We start from the raw sequence: 10561 nt of genomic DNA on the forward strand, positions 1-10561 counted from the left end.
ACCGGCCAGCGACCGACCGGCCAGCGACCGACCGGCCAGCGACCGACCGGGCGGCGACCAGCCGGGCGGTCCTCGACCGGGACTGGCCGACGCCGGCGGAGCGCGCGGCCCGGGGGAAGGCGGCGCGGGCCAACGCGCCGCGCGGATCTCACGCGGAATACGAACCGGCGTCCAGACGGGCCGATCCGATCGACATGCTCGAGGGCCAGTCACACACGCGGCTACCCGATCTCGTTCCCCTGCGCTACCAGCGGATGCTGGAGTCGCCGTTCCGGTTCTACCGGGGCGCCGCCGCGATCATGGCGGCGGACCTCGCCGGAACGCCGACGTCGGGTATCGACGTCCAGCTCTGCGGCGACGCGCACCTGCTGAACTTCCGGCTGCTCGCCTCGCCCGAACGGCGCCTGGTGTTCGACATCAACGATTTCGACGAGACCCATCCCGGCCCCTGGGAGTGGGACCTCAAACGGCTCACCGCCAGCCTGGTCATCGCCGGGCGCGCCAACGGATTCCGCCCGTCCGAGCGGCGCGCGATCGTGACCGCGGCGGTCGGGGCCTATCGCAGCTGGATGCACCGGTTGGCGGCGATGAACAATCTCGACGTCTGGTACACGCACATCGACGTCGCCGACCTGCCCACGCGATTCGCCGATGTGCTGGGGCGGCGGGCGTCCAGACAGTTGGCGAAGGCGACGGCGAACGCCCGTTCCCGGGACCAGTTGCGGGCGTTCGCCAAGCTGACCGAGGTGGTGGACGGCCAGCGGCGGTTCAACAGCGACCCGCCGCTGCTCATCCCGGTCGGCGAACTGCTCGCCGGGGCCGAACGCGACCAGCTGATCGCCTCACTCGGTTTCATCATCGAGCGCTATGCCAGCACCCTGTCGGTCGATCGGCGTTCCCTGCTCGCCCAGTACCGGCTGGTCGACGTGGCGCGCAAGGTCGTCGGCGTCGGCAGCGTGGGCACCCGGTGCTGGGTGGCGCTGCTGCTCGGCCGCGACGGCGGCGACCCGCTGCTGTTGCAGCTCAAGGAGGCCCAGACATCGGTTCTCGCCGACCATCTGCCCGCGAGCGCGTTCGACAACCAGGGCGAACGAGTCGTCGCGGGCCAACGACGTATGCAGGCGTCGAGCGACATCTTTCTCGGTTGGCAACGGGTGGACGGCTTCGACCATCAGCAGCGTGACTTCTACGTCCGCCAGTTGCAGGACTGGAAGGGCATCGCGGTGCCGGAGAACATGTTCCCCCGAGGAATGACACAGTTCGGACGGTTGTGCGCCGCGACCCTCGCCCGTGCTCATGCCCGCTCCGGCGACCGCATCGCGATCGCCGCCTACCTTGGCACCGGAAAGACATTCGACCACGCGATCGCACGGTTCGCCGAGGCCTACGCCGACCAGAACGAGGCCGACCACGCCACATTGACCCAGGCGGTGCGAACCGGACGAGTCCGCACCGCCCCGTGAGGGATCTCAGCGCGTATCTCGCCGGGCGGTGCCGTCGGGTGGCCGTGATTTTGACGGAGTCGGGCTGGTGTGGTGTCAAGGTTGCCCCATTTCTGGGGCGTGGATTTGCTTCCGTTGCCAGAAGGGACGCATCCGCCGCGGCCTATCGCTGACCAGGGAGAATCACACCTGTGACGAGCGATATCGCCGACGTGGGCACCGTGATCACTGGCGTCGACGATCCGCCGGGGGGCCTCGCGACCACGCCGCCGGGTGCCCCGCTGCACGCCTCGGACCCGACGGCCATGGGTGACTGGCAGGTTCTGCGCCGCCTCGGCGAGGGCGGCATGGGCACGGTCTACCTGGGCGCATCACCCACCGGACGGCCGGTGGCCATCAAGGTCATCCATCCGGAGTACGCGGACGTCGCGGAGTTCCGCGAACGGTTTCGCCAGGAGATGACGCATGCCCGCCAGGTCGCCGGGTTCTGCACGGCCGAGGTGCTCGCTGTCTGTCCGGACGCGGAGTTTCCCTATCTGGTCACCGAGTTCGTGCCTGGACCGACCCTCGCCGCCGCGGTGCGCGACGGCGGCCCGCTGGCACCCGCCGACCTGGAACGGCTCGCTATCGGCATGGCATCGGCGTTGACGGCGATTCACGCCGCCGGCATCGCCCATCACGATCTCACCCCCTCGAACATCCTGCTTCACCCCACCGGGCCGCGCGTGATCGATTTCGGTATCGCCCACGCCCTCGGCGCGACCACGACACCGGACGAGGACACCGGGCTGATCGGTACCCCCGGATACATGGCACCGGAACAGTTCCGCGGGGGCCGTATCGGAGCGGCGGCCGACGTGTTCGCCTGGGCCGCGGTCATGCTTTTCGCCGCGACCGGCCGGCGGCCCTCCGGGGACGTCCCACCGGAGGGCCCGCCAGACGTGCTCGACGAGGTTCTGGCGGACCTGCTGGCGGACGCGCCGGGGCTGCCGCCCGCCCTGCTCGACCTGGTCCGCCGCGCGCTCCAGCCGAACCCGGACGACCGTCCCGGCGCCGGCGAGGTCCTGCTCGCCCTGCTCGGCGAGACCGACGGCGCCTCCGACCCCGCGGTGGCCCGTGCGCTGGACGGCTGGCGCACCCCGACCGAACAGTCGGCGGCCGAGCAGCCGGCGGCCATCACCACCGAGGCACCCGAGGCACCCGAGGTGACCGCGGTACCCGGGTCCGACGACAGCGGCCTCGAGCTGATCGCCGTGCTGGCGGCCGAACAGCTGGCCGCCGAACAGCCGGTGGCGCGGCGGCCGGTGGCCGGGCAGCCGATGGTGGAGGAGCTGGCGGTCGCGGGTGCGGGGGCTGCCGGTCGCCGCGCCGGTCGGTACGCCGGCGTGGACGTCGCAGTGGTCCCGGCCCGGCCCAGACGGGTGGACGGCGGCGCCGGGCAGCGGTGCTGATGGGTTCCGCGGCCCTGCTGGCCCTGGTCGCCACATCGGTCCCGGTCGCTCTAGGTGCCGATCGGCCGGAGTCATCGCCGTCGAGGTCGGTCGATGCGCGGGCCGACGGGCCACCGTCCGTCCTGGTGCCCACGCAGCCCCGGCTCGGCGCGGGCGGCGCGACCTCCGAGCCCGGCAGCGGTCGCGGTTTCGTCCGTGACAGCCCGGCCGCCGCGGAGATCAGCGCGCCGGTCGACACCGCGACGCCGGACCCGACGATGCCGGACGCGGCGCCTGGCGAGGACGCCCGGACAGCACCGGCAGCGCCCGCATCGACCGCATCGACCGCACCGGCCCTGGCGACCGCCGTGAGGCCCACGGCTGCCGGGGCGAGAGCCGCGACGGTGGCCGCCGTGGCGACGTCGCCGGTCGGCACGCCCACCATGGGAGCCGCCGGGACGGCGCGTACCGATCCGCGGTCGATCCGATCCCCGGCGACGCCGGATACCCGGGGGAGGTCGGCGTACCAGTTGGACCGCCTGAACCGGTTCCTCGAGGGCCGCCGAGGTGGGGCCGACCGGTACTCCCGCTACGAGGAGCAGATCCGGTCCCGGTCACGGCACCGTTGACCCGGTCGTCCGATGGGGGCGATGCGAGGGGAACGCACCGCGGTCGGCGCCGCCGCACCCTGCCCCATCAGCCACGTCGATCATGGCCTGCTTTCGCTGCGGCAAGATTGTTCGTGATTGTCCTGGTGATCGTGTGGTCGGGGCCGAGGATGGATGCGCTCAGTGTCTGCCCGCGGCCGAGGTAGGAGATCGCTGGAGCCAGTTGACCGTGCTGGGCGAGATAGCTGCCGATACGGTCGTTGAGCCGGAACGTTGCCTGTGCGACCTGGTTCTCCCCTGTTTCCGGATCGGCCAGGTTCAGGACGGCGCGGACGTGCGGTAGCAGCGACCGCCATCGTGGCCAGCTCCGCGGATTCTTCGTGTCGCCGGGCAATGTGGAGCGCAGCAGTCTGATCAGCGTGACCGCGGTGGCCGTTCGGTCTGTCGCGCTGACACCGGACTGGACGGCCGCGGAGATCAACCGGTGCACCGACAGGTCCGCTCCAGCACGGCCATCACGGCGGGCCAACCCGAACCCGACCAGGGCGCCGACCGTCTCCGCCCAGGCCGGCGGCGTCCCGCAGCGGCCCGGCGGGCAGGTCGTCCACATCCGAGGTGAACAGGCTGAACAGGTCGAGGGGGATCGGTTCCGGCGCGCAGAACGCGCACAGTTCCAGGAGGCGCACGGCCGCCGGCCGCTGGGCCTGTAGCCGGGTAAGGGACAGCTCCCAGAGGTTGGCCACAGTGACCTGGGGGCGGTTCGCGACCCACCCTCGACTGAGCATGTCCGCGAGTCGTTCGGTGAGCAGACCTGCGTATTCTTTCGGCGGTGTTCCGGTCTGGGTGAGAAAACCGATGGCCTGTTCCACCGCCAGGGGTAGATCCCCGAGGAGCCGGGCTATCTCGTCCGCCACCGATCGGTCCATGCCCACGACTCGTTCTGACAGCATGAGCACCGCCTCGTCGCGGCTGAGTTCCGCCACCTCGACGACCTGGCCGAAGCTGGTCAGGCCGCTGCGCCGGGACGTCACCAGCAGGTGGCCGAACGCGTCCGTGGGCTGGAACGGGCCGACAACGTCAAGATCCTCGACGTTGTCCAGAACGAGCAGCCAACGGCGCTGTTCCTGGCGCAGCGCTCCCGCGACCGAGGGCCACGCGGCCCCGTCGGGCAGGCCGAGCGCCACACCGAGCGCGGAGATGTACCCGGGGATCAGGTCCGGGTCCTCGGCGGGAATCCACCACACCGCGTCGAATTCCGCCGCGTGCTGGTGGGCGTATTCGACGGCCAGCGCGGTCTTGCCGACCCCACCGAGGCCCTGCACGCCGCACACGGCGGCCCGCCCGCTCGCGGCGAGCCGTCGAGCCATGTCGTCGAGCAGGTCGGACCGGCCGACGAAGTGGGGCAGTCGCGGCGGCATGTTCCACACCGTGGCCGTCCTGGCTCGCGTCGACGTCGACGTCGAGGCCGATACCGGCGCCGCGGATTCGGGGGTGGGCGGTCGGGGCGCAGTCCTCGATGAGCAGCGGAATGAGGCGGCGATCCGCACCGTCCATATCCGCGGCCCAGACCGCCAGCCATTCCGCGCTCGCCCCTACCGACTCCAGATACGCCGGGGTCACCACGGCCAGCAGCCGGCGGCCGCGACTGACCCCATCCCGGACCATCCGCGGCCAGTCCGTTCCCGGCACCGAATCCCACGCCTGGATGAGAACCCGGTAGTGCTCCTGTTCGAGGGTCCAGGCAACCCATTCCGCGACATCGAACTGTCGCTCGGAAGCGAAGGGATTCCGGATATTCGGCGGGAGAGCCACCATCGGCCATGGCCACGAACCGAAGAACATTCGGCCACTACCACCTACACTGATCATCTGTTATGTGGTGAAATGCGTGGCTTGGGCGGTCTTGTGGTGGCGGTGGGCGGTAGACTTTCGGGATCAGCTGGTGCAGGGCCGGGCGGAGCGTCCGGCCGGAGCTGTGGCCGACGACCAGGAAGGCCGGGTTTGCCGCGTGGCCGGTTCGGGTGGCCGGGTGCGGTGGGGTAGTGACACCGCGCTGGTGGACGATGATGAGGCACGGCGGCGGCTGGTCGCGGCCGCGGGTCGGTGCCTGCTCGCGCGGGGGGCCGCCAGACTGACGGTCGACGAGGTGGCCCGAGAGGCCGCGGTGGTGCGGTCGACGGTCTATCGCTACTTCGGGTCACGCGACGAGCTCATTCTCGCCGTCCTGCTGGAGCGGATCGATGCCGCGATGCGGCGGGTCACCGAGATGCTGGAACATCCGGACGACGCCACCCGGTCGATCAGTGACCTGATCATGCATTTCAACGGTCTGGTGCCGGGCAATCCGTTCAACGAGGCGTTGTTCTCCCCGGACAGCCGGTGGCTCGTCACCTCGCTCGAGGTGCAGTCCGAGCTCGTCGTGGACACCTACCACCAGCACCTGCGCCCGCTGCTGACCCGGTGGCAGGCAACGGGTCAGCTGCGGGCGGATCTCGACCTGCGGGAGACGAGCCGGTGGCTGAACACGGTGGGGCTGCTGCTGCTGGCCCCACCGTGGACGCAGCGTTCGGACGCCGCCAAACGCGAGTTCGTCGAGCACTACGTGGTGCGTGCCCTGATCACCGTCAGCGCGGCCAGGCCTCCCAGCTGATCGGGGTGCGCAGGGGGCCGGCGAACAGCGGTCGAGCCTGCCCGGAGGCCCACCGCTGCTCGAGCAGCGGGGTCAGCCCCTTGAGTGTCTCGAGCGGGTCCTCGTCCAGGTAGATGACGGTGGCGTGCTGCGGGTCGCCGAGGTAGGCCTCGTGCAGTCCCGGGTAGGCGCTCGAGCTGTACTGCCATGCGCCGGCCACACCGGGCACGCCGAGCACCGCGGGGATGTGCTCGGTGTGCAGCCAGTTCAGCCAGGGGGAGACGTCGTCCTGGGTCGGTTCCTCGATGATCAGGACGATCCCGCGGTGCGGCCGCATCGGGATCACTTCGGCGGACACCAGGGCGCTCGGTGCGGCATACCAGTGGGTCAGGGCGAGCGACCGCAGGCCCAGTGGCGTCCGCCGTTCGGGGAAGCGGCCGGCCTCGGCGAGGCGCACACCGAGCTCGAGGAACTCCTCGTGGCTCTGCACGACAGGTTCGCCGATGAAGTAGTTGACCAGGTTGCCGATGCCGGCCAGGGGCCCCTCGCCGGCGATGCGCGCGGCCGGGTAGTCGCCGTCCGCGATGTAGCGCAGTGCGTACACCAGGCCCGGCAGCTGATACTGCTCGGGCATGTGGTCCAGCAGGTGCCACCGCAGGTAGTCGGTCTTGGGAGGCTCCAATCCGGTCAGGCTGAAGATCGTGTTACGAACTCTGATCATCGTTGCACCTCCAGCGGCGCGGAGCCGCCTGACAGGGACACCACTTCAGGGGCATCATGGGGCAGGATCGGACAGTAGAGCAAGGGTGTCCGATCCGTCTGATCACTCTCGGTAATGGGAGATTCATATGGTTGCTACAGATGATCTGGCCGCCCTCGAGGCCCGGTTGCGGGCCGTCGAGGACGAGCTGGCGATCCGGCGGCTGATCCTTTCCTACGGTCCGGCGGCGGACGCGGGCCTGGCCACGCTGGCCGCGTCGGTGTGGCAGGAGGACGGCCTCTACGACTGGGACGCGAACGGCGCCCCGCATGTGGGGCAGGCCGGTGTCGAGGCGATGCTGCTCACCGACCCGCACCAGACCCTGACCAAGGAAGGGGTCGGCCACGTCGCCACCCCGCCGCTGATCGAGCTCGACGGTGACGAGGCGATCGCGCTCACCTACTCCCAGATCATTCGGCTGGACGCGGAGTCCGGCCGGTTCTACCTGTGGCGCCTGAGCGCCGTGCGCTGGGATCTGGTCCGCGAGGGCGGGTCCTGGGCGGTGAAGCGCCGCACGAACCGACTTCTGGACAACACCGCGGCCGGGCGTGAACTGTTCGGCGCGACGCTGAAGGAGCTGCGCGGGGTGGACGCCCGATGAGTGGGGGACGGCTCGAGGGCAAGGTTGCGATCATCACCGGTGCGAGCACAGGGCTCGGTCCGGTGATGGCGAAGCTGTTCGTCGAGCAGGGGGCGAAGGTCCTGCTCAGCGCCCGGCGCGAGGAGCTGGTGCTGGAGGCGGCGGCGGCCTGCGGGCCGGACGCCATCGGCATCCGCACCGACGTGACCAAGGAGGACGAGGTCATCGCCATGGTCGCCCGGGCGGTGAAGGAGTTCGGCCAGGTCGACATCATGTGTAACAACGCGGCCGCGCCCGGCAAGGACACCTTCATCTGGGACCAGACCCTGGAGAACTGGAACGCCACCATCGCCATCGACGTCACCGCGGCGATGCTGTGTACCCGTGAGGTGCTGAAGCAGTCGATGCTGGAGCGCCGTTCCGGCGTCATCCTGAACTTCTCCTCCACGGCCAGTTACTCGGCGATGCCGCGAAAGTCGCACTACGTGACCGCCAAGAGTGCGCTGCGTGCGCTCACCAAGTCGGTGGCGAACGAGGTCGGCGAGTACGGCATCCGCTGCAACTGTGTGGTGCCCGGTGGCATCGACACCGAGCTCTACCGAAACTGGGTCCGGCGCACCGCGGGCGAGCTCGGCATCTCCTACGAGGAGCGCCGCGCCCAGACCCTGGCGAGCACCGCCCTGCGGGACATCTCCTCCACGCTGGACGTCGCCAACTTCGCCCTGTTCCTCGCCAGCGACGAGGCCCGCACGATCACCGGACAGTCGATCCCGGTGGACGCCGGCGGCGTCTTCGTCGGATGAGCGGCGCGACGGCACTGAAACTGTCGATCCCCACCCCGGTCGTCTCGATGCTGCCGGGAGCCAGCTCCCCCTGGGAGCAGACCGGCACGATCGAGGACGTGGCCCGGATAGCCCAAGCCGCGGACCGGTTGGGCTTCCACCACCTCACCTGTAGCGAGCACGTCGGCGTTCCCGCCGACGAGGCGGTGCGTCGCGGCGGGCGTTACTACGATCCGCTCGCGACGCTCGGCTACATCGCCGCGCGGACCACCCGGATCCGTCTGGCGACCATGGTCCTGGTCCTAGGCTACCACCATCCGCTGGAGATCGCGAAGCGGTACGGAACCCTCGACGCGGTCAGCGGCGGGCGGCTCATCCTCGGCCTGGGGGTCGGCACCCTCAAGGCCGAGTTCGACCTTCTCGACGTGCCGTTCGAGGACCGCGGATCCCGCGGCGACGACGCGCTGCGGGCACTGCGCGCCGCGCTGTCGCAGCCGCTGCCCGCCTACGAGGGCGAGTACTACTCGTTCGGCGGGCTCCTCGTGGACCCCTGCGCGGTGCAGGACCAGGTGCCGCTGTGGATCGGTGGGAGTACCCGCCGTTCGCTGCGGCGCGCACTCGCACTGGCCAACGCCTGGGCCCCCTTCGGGATCAGCCTGGCCCAGGCCAAGGAGTGGCTCGACCAGGAGGAGCTGCCCGCGGGCTTCGAGGTCGTGCTCGGGCCGAGCCAGGCCCTTGACCCGCTCAAGGAGCCGGACCAGGCCCTCGAGGAGCTCGCCACCCTGGCCGCGGCCGGCACGACGATCGCCTCGGCCCGGGTCGTCCACGACTCCCCGGAGCACTTCATCGACCAGCTCGAGGCGCTCGCGGCCATTCACCCACCGGCACCGGCGGCCTAGCCGGCGCCGACCGGCCCCACCCGTTTCACCGACAGGCGCACCCCCACCGGGAGATGCGCCTGTAGTCCGCCGGCCGCCGACCCGACGGAACCCGCGTCAGCGCGGGAAGGTGAGTTCCCGCGCGTTGTCGTACATGATGCGCTGCTGTTCGGCGGCGCTGAAGTCGGCGACGTTGGCAAGGAAGTCGCTGGGCGCGGGGAATCCCTCGCCGTGCGGCCAGTCGGAGCCGAAGAGAATGCGTTCCACTGGCAGGTGCCGAGCGAGTTCGCGGACGTCCTCCTCGACGAAGGGGGCGACCCAGCAGTGCTCGATGAACTGGTCGCGCGGGTTGGTGCTGAAACCGCCGCCGTGGCCCAGGTAGTCGAGTGCGAGCAGCAGCGACGGCACCCACGCGCAGCCGTTCTCGATGTAGGCGAACCTCAGTTTCGGGAACCGCTCGAACAGCCGGTGGGCGACGAGCACATAGGCGAAGTCGTGCACCGTCCGGTGCTTGGTGAGCCCGGCGAAGGTCGAGGACTGGCCGAGGCGGTTGGTGTCGCCCGGCGCGATCCCGGCCATGTGCGCCTCACCCCAGACGTCGTCCATCACCTGGTTCAACGGGGTGTAGGTCTCGTCGCTGCCGTCGTGGCTGGCGACCACGATGCCGGCCTCCGCGGCCAGGCCCCAGAAACGGTCGAAGATCGGGTCGGCCGGCGACCGGTTGCCGGCCCGGGTGACGGCGGCCCCGTGCCGGATGTTCACCACCCGGGCGCCGTGTTCGGCACACCAGCGCAGCTCCCGCGCGGCTTCCTCCGGATCGCACAGGGTGATGAACGGTACGCCGAAGATCCGGTTCTGGTAGGCGAAGCCCCACTGGTCGTCGATCCAGCGGTTGAAGGCGCGGTAGCACTCGACCGCCGCCTCGGTGTCGGTGTGCAGCAGCGGCTCGAGCACCACCCCCTGGGACGGGAACACCCAGGTGGCGTCGACACCCTGGCTGTCCATCACCTTCAGCCGGGCGTCCCGCTCGAACCAGTCCGGATGGTCCGCCGCCTTCTCGGTGAATCCGGACAGGAAGACATCACGACTGGTGCCGCCCTGGAAGTAGTCCAGGAAAGCGCCCGGCAGGGGACGTGGGTGCATATCGGCCGGGCCGGGCAGCCACTCGGTCCGCACGCCGTCGACGACATACCGCGGTACGCCGTCGATCTCCTTGATCTGGACGCCGCGATCGGCGAACTTCGGGTCGCGGAAACGCGTGAAGGCGTCGCTCGTCTCCCAGTAGTGGTTGTCCGCGTCGAAAAGCCGTAAGCCGCCGGTGGCCGCATCGGTCACATCCGCCATGCCCGTCTCCCTGCTCCGTCAGTGCTGTCGATACCGTCAGTGCCGTCAGTGCCGCCTATGTCGGCGATATCGCCGAGGCCGCTTGTGGTCGTGCTGGCGCTTGCGGTT

General features: G+C 70.2%; 11 protein-coding genes and 1 pseudogene. 7 read left to right on the plus strand and 5 right to left on the minus strand.

The window, feature by feature from the left end:
- The 3 genes from G6R24_RS13780 to G6R24_RS13790 all read left to right on the plus strand — a co-directional run.
- The coding region (locus G6R24_RS13780; RefSeq protein ID WP_225438500.1) for a DUF2252 domain-containing protein at positions 1 to 1463 on the plus strand (1463 nt) is incomplete at its 5' end.
- A gap of 170 nt (positions 1464 to 1633) precedes the next feature.
- A complete protein-coding gene (locus G6R24_RS13785; RefSeq protein ID WP_163549654.1) occupies positions 1634 to 2893 on the plus strand; it encodes a serine/threonine-protein kinase in 1260 nt (419 codons plus the stop codon).
- A 125-nt stretch (positions 2894 to 3018) separates the two neighbouring features.
- Positions 3019 to 3501: a hypothetical protein gene (locus G6R24_RS13790; protein WP_163549655.1), complete on the plus strand. Its 483-nt coding sequence runs from the start codon at positions 3019 to 3021 to the stop codon at positions 3499 to 3501.
- Positions 3502 to 3568: 67 nt separating this feature from the next.
- Here G6R24_RS13790 and G6R24_RS13795 read toward each other — a convergent pair whose 3' ends face one another.
- The 3 genes and pseudogenes from G6R24_RS13795 to G6R24_RS24160 form a co-directional block, all read right to left on the minus strand.
- Positions 3569 to 3961, minus strand: a complete 393-nt coding sequence (locus G6R24_RS13795; RefSeq protein ID WP_163549656.1) for a hypothetical protein — start codon at positions 3959 to 3961, stop codon at positions 3569 to 3571.
- Between the two features lie 34 nt (positions 3962 to 3995).
- Positions 3996 to 4898: an NB-ARC domain-containing protein gene (locus G6R24_RS13800; protein ID WP_163549657.1), complete on the minus strand. Its 903-nt coding sequence runs from the start codon at positions 4896 to 4898 to the stop codon at positions 3996 to 3998.
- Positions 4899 to 4974: 76 nt separating this feature from the next.
- Positions 4975 to 5349, minus strand: a pseudogene (locus G6R24_RS24160) (toll/interleukin-1 receptor domain-containing protein); the annotation flags it as partial.
- Positions 5350 to 5488: 139 nt separating this feature from the next.
- Here G6R24_RS24160 and G6R24_RS13810 point away from each other — a divergent pair.
- Positions 5489 to 6130 (plus strand): TetR/AcrR family transcriptional regulator, encoded by a 642-nt coding sequence (locus G6R24_RS13810; protein ID WP_225438501.1) that lies wholly within the window; start codon positions 5489 to 5491, stop codon positions 6128 to 6130.
- On the opposite strand, the gene G6R24_RS13815 is transcribed toward G6R24_RS13810, so the two are convergent.
- Positions 6105 to 6830, minus strand: a complete 726-nt coding sequence (locus G6R24_RS13815) for a hypothetical protein (protein WP_163549659.1) — start codon at positions 6828 to 6830, stop codon at positions 6105 to 6107. The genes G6R24_RS13810 and G6R24_RS13815 overlap by 26 nt on opposite strands.
- Before the next feature lie 127 nt (positions 6831 to 6957).
- Between G6R24_RS13815 and G6R24_RS13820 the strand changes: the two genes are divergently transcribed.
- Genes G6R24_RS13820 through G6R24_RS13830 form a run of 3 tightly spaced genes read left to right on the plus strand, consistent with a single transcriptional unit; the run spans position 6958 to position 9130 of the window.
- Positions 6958 to 7470, plus strand: a complete 513-nt coding sequence (locus G6R24_RS13820; RefSeq protein ID WP_163549660.1) for a nuclear transport factor 2 family protein — start codon at positions 6958 to 6960, stop codon at positions 7468 to 7470.
- Entirely contained in the window at positions 7467 to 8252 is a 786-nt protein-coding gene (locus G6R24_RS13825; RefSeq protein ID WP_163549661.1) for an SDR family NAD(P)-dependent oxidoreductase, read from the plus strand. The genes G6R24_RS13820 and G6R24_RS13825 overlap by 4 nt, the downstream gene beginning before the upstream one ends.
- Positions 8249 to 9130, plus strand: coding sequence for a TIGR03619 family F420-dependent LLM class oxidoreductase (locus tag G6R24_RS13830; RefSeq protein WP_163549662.1), 882 nt, complete (start codon positions 8249 to 8251; stop codon positions 9128 to 9130). Before G6R24_RS13825 ends, G6R24_RS13830 begins: the two co-directional genes overlap by 4 nt.
- Before the next feature lie 96 nt (positions 9131 to 9226).
- Here G6R24_RS13830 and G6R24_RS13835 read toward each other — a convergent pair whose 3' ends face one another.
- Complete coding sequence (locus G6R24_RS13835) at positions 9227 to 10453, minus strand: amidohydrolase family protein (RefSeq protein ID WP_163549663.1); 1227 nt, start codon at positions 10451 to 10453, stop codon at positions 9227 to 9229.
- Positions 10454 to 10561 lie beyond the last annotated feature (108 nt).

It is taken from the genome of Candidatus Frankia nodulisporulans, from assembly GCF_902806475.1.
Classification (GTDB): Bacteria; Actinomycetota; Actinomycetes; order Frankiales; family Frankiaceae; genus Frankia; species Frankia umida.

Coding starts and splice junctions, on each gene's coding strand:
- G6R24_RS13800 (WP_163549657.1), bottom strand. CDS start 4,898: ATGCCGCCGCGACTGCCCCACTTCGTCGGCCGGTCCGACCTGCTCGAC.
- G6R24_RS13815 (WP_163549659.1), bottom strand. CDS start 6,830: ATGATCAGAGTTCGTAACACGATCTTCAGCCTGACCGGATTGGAGCCT.
- G6R24_RS13820 (WP_163549660.1), top strand. CDS start 6,958: ATGGTTGCTACAGATGATCTGGCCGCCCTCGAGGCCCGGTTGCGGGCC.
- G6R24_RS13825 (WP_163549661.1), top strand. CDS start 7,467: ATGAGTGGGGGACGGCTCGAGGGCAAGGTTGCGATCATCACCGGTGCG.
- G6R24_RS13830 (WP_163549662.1), top strand. CDS start 8,249: ATGAGCGGCGCGACGGCACTGAAACTGTCGATCCCCACCCCGGTCGTC.
- G6R24_RS13835 (WP_163549663.1), bottom strand. CDS start 10,453: ATGGCGGATGTGACCGATGCGGCCACCGGCGGCTTACGGCTTTTCGAC.